Here is a 13244-nt window from a genome sequence, read left to right on the forward strand (position 1 = left end):
GTTAACTATATCTGCAAAAATACTATTCATAATCAATTTTGAAATTCACAAGTCTTTTTTTTCTTATTGCGGTCGTTTTAATGGCAAATGTGATGGCTTCATCACGTTATGGCAGTACTTATAAATACGTATTACAAACGGATACAATTAAAAAATCTGATACAACAAAGAACACAAAAGTTACTAAAGGTAAAAAATCTAAGGCAAACGCGGGCACAAAAAGTGTAGTTGCAAAAAATGACACCAGCAAAAAGAACGCCAATGGTGGTTTGCAGTCGCAGGTAACCTCACACGCAGAAGACTCGGTAATTACAGATAAGGTTCATGATATTACCTATTTATACGGAAGAGCCCGTGTAACTTATGAAGATTTTGAGCTTGATGCCGATTATATCAGGCTTGACCAAAAAAATCACTTGATTTTTGCAAAAGGCAGCATTGACCCTGTTACCAAACGGTATATTGGCAGGCCCATCTCCAAACAGAAGAACGATAAGCCGGTTGAATCAGATTCATTACTTTTTGATTATAAGACAAAAAAAGGCCGCGTTTTTAACCCGGCGTCGGAGCAAGGAGGCAATTACCTATCTGGCGGCGAAATCAAAAAACTGAATGAAACCGAGGCTGCCTACCGTAACGTTACCTTTAGCACGTGTGATCTTCCGCAACCTGATACCCATTTCGGGATTGTGATTACAAAGGGGATCGGCGAAAAAAACCGGATCATATCGGGCCCGGCATACCTGGAAATTGAAGGGATCCCGCTTCCGCTTGCTATTCCCTTTGGCTTTTTTCCGAAGCCTGATACGCGGTCATCGGGCGTGATTATTCCAACTTTTGGTGAGGATCAGAAACTTGGGTTTTATCTCCGGAACTTCGGCTACTATATTGGCATCAGCGATTACCTGGACCTAACCAATACGGGAACGGTGTATTCCAAGGGATCGTACGAATTAAACACCACCGCGCACTATTTACAGCGATATAAATATGGTGGAACGGTATCCTTAAGCTATGGCTCCCATAATTACGGGTTGGAAGGCGATCCGCCGCAAAAAGATTTTAACATTACCTGGTCGCACAGCCAGGACCCAAGCGCACATCCCGGCAGTACGTTCAGTGCTTCGGTAAACGCAGGTACTTCAACCTATTATAAAAACAACTTCGCGCAAAACAACGGTAACATTAATTCACTTACCCAAAATAACTTGCGCTCATCAATAAATTATAGCAAAACCTGGGAGGGTACGCCATTTAACTTAAGTTTGGGCCTATCGCACAGCCAGGATCTTACCAATAAAACGGTAACCCTGCAATTGCCAACTTTAAGCTTTACCATGGCATCAATCAGCCCTTTTGATTCAAAAGACAGGGTAGGAGACGCCAAGTGGTACCAAAAAATAAGTGTAAGCTACAGCCTGCAGGCAACCAATGAGGTTGACAATATACCAGAGTCGCAATTATTTAAAAGCAGTGTGCTGTCAAAAAGGTTACAGACCCGTGCGGTACATCAAATTCCTGTTGGGTTAAGTTTAAACGTGCTGAAATATTTCCAGTTTAGCAGTTCGGTTAATTATACGGAGCACTGGTACCTGCAAACCATAAGAGAACGGTTTGTGCGCGGCGGTGTTAATACAGATGGTACTGTTACTGATCCAACTATTCCCGTTCGCGATACCATAGCGGGTTTTAAAAGGGCGGGATCTTATAATTTAAGTACCGGGATCTCTACCAAATTGTACAGCACCATCAACTTTAAAAAAGGTAATATTATAGCCATCAGGCACGTAATGACACCTAACATCAGTTTTAATTATAATCCTGATTTTTCTGACCCAAGTTATGGTTACTATCAAACCATAGTAAGTAATGCGGCGGTTCCTTTTCCTGTTAAAAGCACTGTTTACTCTATTTTTCCGGATAATTTCCCGTCGCCGGGTAAGCAGGCAGGTATTAGTTTAAGCCTGGATAACACTATCCAGATGAAACTTAAGCCAAAAACTACCGATACATCGGGCAAAGCCAGGAAAGTTAATTTACTGGATGGTTTTTCAATTTCCACATTTTATAATTTCGCGGCGGATTCAATTAAGCTTTCACCTATTTCGTTCTCTGCGCATACCGCTATATTAAACCAGAAGGTTAACCTGAGCTTATATGGCTCACTCAATCCGTACGAAACACTGGTACTTGATACCATTTCGAACGGGTCAATTCAGCGGTACACCCGGCCAATAAACAGGTACACTTTCCAGGATGGCAGGTTTCCGACGCTTACCACCATCAGTTTTTCAATGAGCGGCAGTTTAAATTCAACATCATTTAAACCGCATGCGCCTGTACTGCCTAACAGTACATTGCAAACCATAAACCCCCAGCAGGCGCAAAAACTCGCTTTCATCAATAGTGATCCAAGTGCCTATGTAGATTTTAATGTGCCGTGGAACTTATCGTTCAATTATAATTTCAGCTATAACAACAACATCATTAATACAAATACAACCAACACCATTATGCTGAGCGGCGATGTTAACTTAACCTCGAAATGGAAAGTTCAGTATAATACCAACTACGATATACGTGCGCACAAGTTGGCCATCAGTTCATTTGGAATTTACCGGGATTTGCATTGCTGGGACTTTAACGTGCAATGGGTACCATTTGGCTTATATAAATCATACAACGTTACATTGAAAGTAAAAGCAGCCATTTTGCAGGATCTGAAGCTGAGCAAAAGGAGCGACTACACCAGCAACTCATATTTTAACGGAAACTAATAATGCTTGCGGAAATAATTACCATTGGAGACGAAATTCTTATAGGGCAAATTGTTGATACAAATTCAGCCTGGATGGCGGGCGAACTCAATAATATTGGGATCAGGATAAAACAAATCTCTTCTGTATCTGATGACCGGCAACATATTTTAACTGCGCTTGCCGAAGCTGCCGGCAGGGCCGATATTATTTTAATTACCGGCGGCCTTGGCCCCACAAAAGATGATATCACCAAAAAAACACTTGCCGAATATTTTAAGGCGGAGCTGGTGGAAAATAAAGACGCATTAGCTAATGTAGAGCATATTTTTTCGCGCTATAACAGGCCGATGCTGGATGTGAACCGCTTACAGGCCCAGGTACCCGAAAATTGCGAAGTGATTTTAAATAAGAACGGTACAGCACCGGGCATGTGGTTCAATGAAGAGGGGAAGATCTACGTGTCAATGCCTGGGGTGCCACACGAGATGATGTACATGATGGAAGATGAGGTGATCCCAAAACTAAAATCATCATTGAAGCTTCCGGTAATTATTCATAAAACTATTTTAACTGTAGGTGAGGGGGAATCTTACCTGGCGGACAGGATAGCTGATATTGAGGATGCGTTACCGCCATTTATTAAACTTGCTTACCTCCCAAAACTTGGGCAGGTAAGGTTGCGGCTAAGCGGGTATGGTGAAGATGAAGCAGTTTTAAAAGAAAAAATAGAGGAATTTGCCGCTAAAATAGTGGAGCGGGTTGGTAACGTAGTAGCAGCACAAGAAGATATTCCGATAGAAAAGGCCATATTGAATTACATGGCTGATAACAACCTTACATTATCTGTTGCCGAAAGCTGCACCGGCGGATATATCTCGCACCTGATTACGCAGCATGCCGGCTCATCCAAAGTATTTTTCGGCGGGGCTGTTTCTTATTCGTATGAATTAAAGGAAAGTTTGCTGGGTGTTAAAAAGGAAACTTTAGCCCGGTTTGGAGCGGTAAGCGAAGAAACAGCTACTGAAATGGTTGAAGGGGCGCTGCGCAATTTTAAATCAGATTACGCCGTAGCGGTTACAGGAATTGCCGGCCCGGACGGCGGCACGGCTGATAAACCAGTGGGTACGGTTTGGGTTGCTGTCGCTTCTGCTGACAAAACCGTGGTAAAGAAATTAACATTTGGGAATAAACGCCGCCAAAACATCGAAAGGACTGCAATTTCAGCTTTAAATATGTTGAATACTTTACTGCACAATTCTGGAAAATAATGATAAAATCAGCTAATTTTGGCCAATAATCTATATACTGACTATGGCCAAATATAAACTGTTGCTGCCGAAAATGGGTGAAAGTGTTGAAGAGGCAACCATAATCAAATGGAGTAAAAAACCTGGCGATTTTATTGACGCTGATGAAACAGTAATGGAAATTGCCACCGATAAAGTTGACTCGGATGTTCCATCGCCGGTATCAGGTAAACTTGTTGAACAACTATACAAAGATAATGACGTGGTTAAGGTGGGAGCAGTTATTGCGATAATTGAAACCAGCGGGCCGGAAGAAGTTAAGGCTGAGCCCATTGCCGAGCAGGTTACTGCCGCACCAGTTGAAGAAGTAAAACCTTTTGTTGCAACACCTGTGCCACCAGTACAGGAAGCCGCACCGGCACCCGTTGCCGTCGAAGTTGCCCCACAGCCGGAAGTTAAACAACCTGAAGAGCCTAAACAACAAGTTTATGCAGAGCCGGTAACTATACCTTACGTTGAACAATTGCAACAAAAGCCTGCAGAAGTTCAGGTTGATACGAATAGAAACGATGCCCGTTTTTATTCGCCTTTGGTTAAAAATATCGCCGCACAGGAAGGAATCAGCAATGCTGAGCTGGACGCTATTCCGGGAACCGGGGCAGAAGGCCGCTTAACTAAGGATGATCTGTTACTTTATATACAGGAGAAATACCAGCCTAAAACGACACAACAAGGCACAGCCCCTGTGCAGGCTGAACCTGAAAGGGCAAGTGAACCGGTAGCTGCCGCACCGGCTGAAGTACCTGCACCGCTGCCTGTAGCTCCAAGCCCCGAACCCGCTGCCCAGGCTCCATCACCGGAACCTGTTGCACAGGCGCCGCAACCTGAACCGCCTGCAGCTGAACCAGCCGAAACAAAGGCTCCGAAAAGCGTTTCAATGTCAGGCGGCGATGAAATTATTGAAATGGACAGGATGCGCCGGCTTATTGCTGACCACATGGTGATGAGCAAGCATACCTCGCCGCATGTTACCTCGTTTGTTGAAGCGGATGTAACCAACCTGGTGTTATGGCGCGAAAGAATAAAAGCGAACTTTGAAAAACGTGAGGGTGAAAAAATTACGTTTACGCCAATATTTATTGAAGCTGTTGTAAGGGCAATTAAAGATATGCCGATGATCAACATCCAGGTAAATGGAACGCAGATCATTAAGAAGAAGGATATCAATATCAGCATGGCAACGGCACTGCCAAGCGGTAACCTGATTGTTCCGGTAATAAAGCGTGCAGACGAATTAAACCTGATAGGCTTAACCAAAGCTGTTAACGACCTGGCTAACCGTGCACGTACCAATAAACTTAAACCCGATGATGTGCAGGGCGGTACATTTACCATCACTAACGTGGGCTCATTCGGCAACGTTATGGGAACGCCTATAATAAACCAGCCACAGGTAGCTATTTTAGCAGTTGGTGCAATCAAGAAAAAACCGGCGGTAATTGAAACCTTACAAGGAGACATGATCGGCATCCGCCATATGATGTTCCTGTCATTGTCATACGACCACAGGGTTGTTGACGGTGCTTTGGGCGGCTCATTTGTAAGAAGGGTAGCCGATTACCTTGAGAACTGGGAAACAGACCGCGAGTTTTAAAATAAGCGTTTAAAGTATTTTTCGATTTGATATTATTGATCCCGCGAGGTTTACCCCGCGGGATTTTTGTTGAGATGAACCGGTAACTACAAGCCATAAAAAAAGGGCCGAAACGACCCATTTTTAAAACTATAAAAATCTACAAAAAAATCTTATAACGCTTCAGCGGTTTCCTTAACCTCAGCAGCTAAGTTTACACCGGCAAGCTGGTCGGCAAATGCAACAAATGCTTTGTTATCTGCAATAAGCTGCTGGTTATTTACCAGGCTTTGCAGATTTACTTTGCCAATTACAAACTTATAGCTTCCGGAGTAATAGCGTTCATGTATGTGGATGAAATCCAATGCCTCAACAAGTGCTTCGTCCTCATATCTCAGGTACACATTCAGTTCAATATTATTGGTGAAGTTTAACCCTTTACGCTCTTTTGCTTTTTTATATTCGTACTGGTAATCATACCTCAAAGCGGCAATGTCAGACAGTACCGCAGAGCCGGTAGGATGCCCGCCTGCGCCTTTTCCAAAAAAGAATTGCTGATCGGCAAATGCAGCCTGTACAATTACACCATTGTATTCGTATTCAACGTTGTATAAAAACTCTTTATCGTTAACAAATTTAGGCAGCACAAATAAAGCAACGTGTTTATCGTCCAGTTCTTTTGCTACCGGAACCAGCTTTATCTTCAGATTTTTCTCCCGTGCGTATTGCAGATCGTGGGCTGAAAGGTTTTGAATGCCCAGGTTAAATACATCATCCGGTTTTACAATTACGCCATAAGCATGAGCTGCGGCAATAACCAGCTTATACTTGGCATCAAACCCACCTACATCGCTGGTTGGGTCTGTTTCAGCAAAGCCGAGGTCTTGTGCCTGCTTTAAAGCTGAATCGTAATCCAATCCCTCATTAAAGCCCTTTGATAAGATGTAATTTGACGAACCGTTAAAAATTCCGCTTACAGAATGGAGCAGTTCGTTATCGTAGTATTCCTCCAGGTTGCGGATGATCGGGATACTCCCGCAAACAGACCCTTCATAAAGCAGCGATGTTCCATGTTTATGCTGCAGTTCAATCAGTTCTTCCAAATGAAGCGCGATCATTTTTTTACTGGCCGACACTACATTTTTACCGGAACTTAAAGCTCTTGAAACAATTTCGAATGCAGCTTCTGTATCGTTTATGAGCTCAACAATGGTGTTGATCTCCGGGTTGTTCAGCAGCTCATCTTTGTCTGTTGTAAATAACTGTGATGGAAGCGAGCGCTGTTTATGCGCGTCTTTTATGGCGATCTTTACAATCTCCAGGTTCAAATGCTTGGTTTTTATAATATCGTACAATCCCTGGCCAACCACGCCAAAGCCAAATAGCCCTATGTTTAATTTTTTACTCATTACGCTGTGCGTTGTAATTCAATAATTTTTCCTTTTACATCTGTTTTAAAAAACGATGTAATAATATTTGTTAATGCTTCTGTTTCTATTAAAAATCCATCGTGTCCGTAAAATGAATCTAGTTCGGCTAAGGCCGATTTGGGAATATGCCTGAACAGGTATTGCTGCTCCTCAATCGGGAACAAAACATCTGATTTTATACCGATAACCAGGGTGCGGGCTTTGATAAGGCTCAATGCTTTTTCAACGCCATGCCGGTTGCGGCCAACGTTGTGCGAATCCATACATTTTGAAAGATACCAGTAACTGTAGGCGTTATAGCGGTTAACCAGTTTTTCGCCCTGGTAATTCTGGTATGATGCGGCCTTGTGGTTGCCGGTGATATGATCGTCATCTTCCTGCTGCGTTATGCCATAAGTTTTATAATTACGGTAAGACAGCAGGGCAATACTCCTTGCGGCCTTCAATCCTTTGCTTCCGCCATCCGGCGTGTTTGAATAAAAAGTGCGGTCGGCGCTGATGGCCAAACGCTGCGACTCGTTAAATGCAATGCCCCATGGCGAATGTTTAGCATTTGACGCAATAATGATGAGGTTTTTAATTTTAGCGGGCTCACTAATTGCCCACTCAACAGCTTGCTGGCCGCCTAACGATCCACCTATCAGGATGTTAATGTCTTTAATTCCCAGGTATTCCGCAAGCAGGCTGTGTGCTTTAACAATATCGCGAACGGTAAATTCGGGAAATGAAAGGTAATAAGGCTGGCCTGTTACAGGGTTTATACTTAAAGGATTAACTGTACCATAAGGTGAACCCAGGATATTTGCGCATACCACAAAATATTCATCGGGATTAAAGTAGCTGCCGGCACCAAATAAGCCTTTCCACCAGTCAAAAACGTCGGAATTTGCAGTAAGGGCATGGCATACCCAAACCACATTATCCGCGTTTTTATTAAGCGTTCCATAGGTGTTAAAACCTATTTCAAGTTCGTTTAGCTGTTTGCCCGATTCGAGTTCAAAGGGCTTATTGTATTTAAATATTTCTACGCTCATTTTTGCTTTTGTTATTATGGGCTAGCCGCACTGTTTAGCGCAGCTAATCCCTTAATAACGTACTATATCACTTTAAAAAAAACTATACTAATTACTAAGCCTTTATTTTTGCGAAGGCTTGTTCAAAATCTGCTTTTATATCATCAATATGTTCCAATCCTACAGCTACACGTAAAGAATTTGGTAAAACGCCGGCTGATAGCTGCTCCTCGTCAGACAACTGCTGATGCGTGGTTGCTGAAGGCTGAATGATCAGTGTTTTAGCGTCGCCCACGTTTGCAAGGTGGCTTACCAGTTGCAAACTGTCAATCAGTTGGCTTGCCTTTTCTTTACTGCCTTTAACATCAAAAGTTAATACGGCACCGAATCCGTTCTTTAAATATTTTTTTGCAAGGGCATGGTGCGGAGATGAGGGAAGGCCCGGGTAGTTGACTTTTTCAACCTGTGGGTGGGCCTCCAGCCATTTCGCCAGTTCCAGCGTGTTATCCACATGGCGCTGAACACGTAATGAAAGTGTTTCCAATCCCTGGATATTCAGCCATGAGTTAAATGGTGATTGCGAAGGGCCAAAGTCGCGCAAGCCTTCAACTCTGGCACGGATAATAAACTGGATATTGCCAAAAGGACCGCCAATGCCAAACACATCGGCAAAAATCAACCCATGATAGCCTTCGGACGGTTCAGTAAACTGCGGGTACTTGCCGTTGCCCCAGTTATAGTTACCGCCATCAACAATAACACCGCCAATGCTGGTGCCATGCCCGCCAATCCATTTTGTGGTTGATTCAACCACTACATGGGCGCCGTGTTCCAAAGGGCGAAACAGGTAGCCGCCCGCACCAAAAGTATTGTCAACTATTAAAGGCAGGTCGTGTTTTTGCGCTAAGGCCGATACTTTGTCAAAATCAGCAATATTAAATCCCGGGTTGCCAATGCTCTCCAGGTAAATGGCTTTCGTTTTGCTGTCAATTAAAGGCTCAAAACTTTCAGCGGTATCATCTTTTGCAAAGCGCGCATCAATACCCAGGCGTTTAAAAGCAACCTTAAACTGGTTGTAAGTGCCGCCGTAAAGAAATGGTGAGGTTACAAAATTATCACCTGCCTGCAGGATATTATTCAGCGCAATAAATTGGGCGGCCTGGCCAGATGCGGTTGCCAAAGCTGCAACACCACCTTCAAGCGCCGCTATCCGCTTTTCAAAAACATCGGTAGTAGGGTTCATTAGGCGGGTGTAGATGTTGCCAAACTCTTTCAAAGCAAACAGGTTGGCACCGTGTTCCGCATTTTTAAATACGTAAGAAGTAGTTTGATAAAGCGGCACAGCGCGTGAACCTGTTGTAGGATCAACTTCCTGGCCTGCGTGCAGTTGCAAAGTTTCAAATTTTAAATTGGCAGATGACATGTTTTTAAGATTTAAATTTTTATGAAATTTGTTGATTGTTGGTTCACAACGGGATACAAATCGCCTTGTGAGTCACGTCCATTTTCAGGGATAAGAAAAATAAAACGTGTTAGGGCTTAGCAGCAGCAACACATACACATATAGCCTTTTGACGGACTATAAATATATAGTATAGCTGTAGTTTCGGGAGCCTTAAAGATGTTTTGGAAAATGGTGTAAATCAAACTTTTCATGGTTGTTAATTTATATTTCCCGGGGTATTTACCGGGGCAGGAATTGGCACCTTCTTCAATTTTGAAGGGTTGCCAGCGGGTAATTGAGCCTGATCTCTCGCCGCTTCTTTATAAATCAAAACCCTTTGCGGAGGTAATGATCAATGGTATTACTACCAAATATTATTGCAAATATAAGACGATAAAAATGAGTTTTCCAAATTTAATTTTCTTTTGGAGTGAGAGGTGAAGCGCAAAAGGTAAAAGGCGAAAGGTTTTGGATAGAAAACCAGGGCAAATACCCGCCTCTTTTTCTTATCTGATCTCTAATCACCAAACGCTAATTAACTAAGCCAGCGCCTGTTCCAGATCAGCAATTAAATCATCAATGTGCTCTAATCCAACAGATACCCTTAATAAATTAAAAGGCGTCTTAGTATCAGGGCCTTCAACGGTGGCGCGGTGTTCTATTAAACTTTCAACACCGCCCAGGCTGGTTGCACGGGTAAAGATCTTCAACCCGTTTATTACGCTGCGGGCTTCAGCTTCGCCGCCCTTTAAGGTGAATGAAAGCATGCCGCCAAAGGCAGACATCTGTTCTTTTGCTATTGCATGTTGCGGATGGGAAGGTAAACCCGGATACATTACCGCTTCCACTTTAGGATGTTTTTCTAAAAATTCAGCCAGCAATTGTGCATTATGTACATGCCCGCGCATGCGGTAAGGCAATGTTTTTATGCTGCGGGTGAGCATGTAACAATCCATCGGCGAAGGGATAGCGCCGCCCATTCCCTGCACCTGGCGGATCTTTGACCACCAGTCGCTGTTTTCTTTGGTTACCAGTGCGCCGCCCATCAGGTCGCTGTGCCCGCCAAAATATTTGGTGGCGGAGTGCATTACCAGGTCAGCACCCAATGCCAGTGGCTGCTGGCAGATGGGGGTTGCAAAGGTATTGTCGCAGGCAACTTTTATGCCTTTTGCCTTTGCTATGGCAACCACTTTTCTTATATCAGTTATTTTCAGCAAGGGATTTGATGGCGTTTCAATCCAGATTAAACCTGTTTCGGGCCTGATGTGGCTTTGTAATGTTTCAGGGTTATTTACATCTATAAAATCAAAGGTCAGGATCCCCGCAAAAAGCGTTTTGAGCTGATTGCGCAAACCATGATACATATCGTCGGGCGCTATAATATGGGTTCCCGGTGTTAAGGATTGAAAAACCGCCATACCAGCAGCATTGCCGGATGAAAATGAAGCAGCATCGGCACCACCTTCCAATTTGGCCAGCACATTTTCCAGCAGCGTACGATTGGGATTGCTCGACCGGCTGTAGATATGCCCGCCGGGGTAAGTGCCGTCAGCCGCCCGCTCAAAGGTGGTAGATAAAACAATGGGCTGAATTACTGCTTTAGACGATTCGTCAACATGGTTACCGGCGTGGATGGCGATAGTTTCGATCTTCATTAGGAATAAATTTTGACAAACTTAATGTTTTACATTTAGGTATAAAATCATAAATTTGATTAAACAATAGTTAAAAATGAAAATAGGACGCATCCCCCTGGCATCTGTAGTACTGCTTGTTATATCAGTAATAAACTTTGTAAGTAAATACTTTTTCTCATCAGCCTATCTTTCGCTGAAGCCTTATTTTGATGGCGCCCTAGTAGGAGCCATGCTGGTTTTTGGCTTATATTATGCTAATATTTACGTGAGCGCATGGTTAAACAACCGGAAGGAAGCATCGGGCGCGACCGAAGAACCGGGTTCCTGACACTATTTGCTTTCAATCCATTCTTTAGCCGCCCTTATGGTTGCATCGTCACCATTTTCTTTGGTTTCTTTTATAATCACATCGGGCTCTATTTTACCCAAATACTCCTTTTTATTTCTATCTGCCGCATAACTGCTTGCCAAATAAAGATAAGCACCTGTCGACAATTTAAATCCCCGGTTAGCGGTTGTATATCCGGCGGTTGGTTGTCCAAACAGCTTTGCATTGGTCTTGCCGATAAAACAAATGGCAGTCATTTCTCCGCTGCTTGCTGTTTCCGGCCCCGTTAAAACAGCTACTTTAGCACCGGAATTTTTAATAGTGTATGCATCTGAAACGTTTGCTGTGGTTGCAGCGCCATTGGTTACTTTTCCATCTTTATACATCCATGGTGTACTTTTATTGGTTTCAGGTGAAATAAAATAACCTAATATGCCATGGCCAATTATTGGGCCAAGTCCTGCAATCATGGGGTGCATATTGCCTCCATTATCATGTCGCAGATCAACAATCCAACCCGAAATGTAATTCTCAGTATCAAGGTGACTGATCATTTTCTGGATCTTTCCGGCGAAAGCGACAGATGCAGTATCGCTGGTTGACGCAAAGCCTGGCATCCATATGTAACCAATATTACCGGGCAATAATTTTGCATACGGCTGCCTTGTATCTACATTTTGTTTTGCGTAATTAACCGCGCTTGCTTTTGACTGAACAAAAGAATGGTTATCGCCCGCAAGCCGCAGTTGGCTGATGAGATATGCGGTTAAGAGTTGAGCGTCATCGACGGTTTTTATCCCGCCGGAGAGCTTGTCAATGTCAGTATCAATACCTGCCCAATTTAGTTTTTTGGTATAGATCGAGTATTTTTTAACAATGCCTGCAAACTCTTTTATATATCGCTTAACATCGTTTGATGCCGGTGTGGTTTGAAGTTGTAGATTCTCCATACTGAATTCATCATACCAAACTGCACCTTCACCAATTAAATAACCACCAACCAATATTTTTTTAGCATTACTATTTACAGCTATTGATATGCTGTATTTATTCCATTCATTATTAGTTGAGGTTACGCTTTTTGAATCAATATTTTGCGTACCTATAACACGGTTATCCTCGTCTTTTACCTGGCAATACAAAGTTGCCGTTCCCTTAATATTTTCAGTTTTAACATAGGCGGAAAATGTGATGATCTTTAGCTGATCAATATTTATATCAAATGTTTGTGAAAAGATGCTGTATTCAGCAGGATTAACATTTTGTATACTTTTTATACTAAATGAGCTTGCACCTGCAAATTTTATATTTTCATCAATTGAAGTTGCAAATCCATCAGGGTGTTTAATTATCCAGTTTGCAGGTAGTGAATTTAACGAATCACTCTTTAATTCAAATCCGGGATTTTTTATTTGGGCGGCCGCGTTTGTGCACGCCATAATTGAACAGCAGGTAATTAACAGGTTTTTTATAAAAAAAAGCTTATTGGGAAATAAAAGGCTGCTCATACTTTTTTTAAATAAATAATTTAAGTGATTTTTAAATTTTAAATGTGGGAAACGTTTAATGGAAACGCAATAGAGATAGGTAAAATATTTCGCCGCTACAATTATTTCGTCATATTTACTTTTTGTGAATGGAGATCACGGCGATAAATTTTTAAATAAGTATCGTGCATCTTCAGCAAAACTATCCCGATGGATCATGGTTCAAACGCCGGTCCATTTCGATTTTAAAATTTAAATATCAAATA

Annotated in this window: 9 protein-coding genes and 1 riboswitch; of the genes, 4 read left to right on the plus strand and 5 right to left on the minus strand. The window is 42.7% G+C overall.

Annotation, left to right across the window (positions count from 1 at the left end; genetic code table 11):
• Positions 1 to 92 precede the first annotated feature (92 nt).
• The 3 genes from MuYL_RS12755 to MuYL_RS12765 are packed head-to-tail and all read left to right on the plus strand — an operon-like array spanning position 93 to position 5660.
• The gene (locus MuYL_RS12755; RefSeq protein WP_245845520.1) at positions 93 to 2777 is read left to right on the plus strand and encodes a putative LPS assembly protein LptD; all 2685 of its coding nucleotides are present in this window, start codon (positions 93 to 95) and stop codon (positions 2775 to 2777) included.
• A gap of 2 nt (positions 2778 to 2779) precedes the next feature.
• The gene (locus MuYL_RS12760) at positions 2780 to 4027 is read left to right on the plus strand and encodes a competence/damage-inducible protein A (RefSeq protein ID WP_094570947.1); all 1248 of its coding nucleotides are present in this window, start codon (positions 2780 to 2782) and stop codon (positions 4025 to 4027) included.
• Between the two features lie 43 nt (positions 4028 to 4070).
• Positions 4071 to 5660 (plus strand): dihydrolipoamide acetyltransferase family protein, encoded by a 1590-nt coding sequence (locus MuYL_RS12765; RefSeq protein ID WP_157740830.1) that lies wholly within the window; start codon positions 4071 to 4073, stop codon positions 5658 to 5660.
• A 152-nt stretch (positions 5661 to 5812) separates the two neighbouring features.
• Here the strand turns inward: MuYL_RS12765 and MuYL_RS12770 are convergent, their stop codons facing one another.
• The 4 genes from MuYL_RS12770 to MuYL_RS12785 form a co-directional block, all read right to left on the minus strand.
• Positions 5813 to 7048, minus strand: a complete 1236-nt coding sequence (locus MuYL_RS12770; protein WP_094570948.1) for a homoserine dehydrogenase — start codon at positions 7046 to 7048, stop codon at positions 5813 to 5815.
• Positions 7048 to 8103 (minus strand): homoserine O-acetyltransferase family protein, encoded by a 1056-nt coding sequence (locus MuYL_RS12775; RefSeq protein WP_094570949.1) that lies wholly within the window; start codon positions 8101 to 8103, stop codon positions 7048 to 7050. Before MuYL_RS12775 ends, MuYL_RS12770 begins: the two co-directional genes overlap by 1 nt.
• Before the next feature lie 94 nt (positions 8104 to 8197).
• Positions 8198 to 9505 carry an O-acetylhomoserine aminocarboxypropyltransferase/cysteine synthase family protein gene (locus MuYL_RS12780; protein ID WP_094570950.1) on the minus strand — a complete coding sequence of 436 codons (1308 nt, stop codon included), beginning with the start codon at positions 9503 to 9505 and terminating at the stop codon, positions 8198 to 8200.
• Positions 9506 to 9745: 240 nt separating this feature from the next.
• A riboswitch (SAM riboswitch) is annotated at positions 9746 to 9855 on the minus strand.
• Positions 9856 to 10065: 210 nt separating this feature from the next.
• Positions 10066 to 11181 (minus strand): trans-sulfuration enzyme family protein, encoded by a 1116-nt coding sequence (locus tag MuYL_RS12785; RefSeq protein ID WP_094570951.1) that lies wholly within the window; start codon positions 11179 to 11181, stop codon positions 10066 to 10068.
• Positions 11182 to 11257: 76 nt separating this feature from the next.
• Between MuYL_RS12785 and MuYL_RS12790 the strand changes: the two genes are divergently transcribed.
• Positions 11258 to 11491 (plus strand): hypothetical protein, encoded by a 234-nt coding sequence (locus tag MuYL_RS12790; protein ID WP_094570952.1) that lies wholly within the window; start codon positions 11258 to 11260, stop codon positions 11489 to 11491.
• A 2-nt stretch (positions 11492 to 11493) separates the two neighbouring features.
• Here MuYL_RS12790 and MuYL_RS12795 read toward each other — a convergent pair whose 3' ends face one another.
• The gene (locus MuYL_RS12795; RefSeq protein WP_157740832.1) at positions 11494 to 12930 is read right to left on the minus strand and encodes a S41 family peptidase; all 1437 of its coding nucleotides are present in this window, start codon (positions 12928 to 12930) and stop codon (positions 11494 to 11496) included.
• Between the last annotated feature and the right edge of the window lie 314 nt (positions 12931 to 13244).

Source organism: Mucilaginibacter xinganensis (assembly GCF_002257585.1).
GTDB lineage: Bacteria > Bacteroidota > Bacteroidia > Sphingobacteriales > Sphingobacteriaceae > Mucilaginibacter > Mucilaginibacter xinganensis.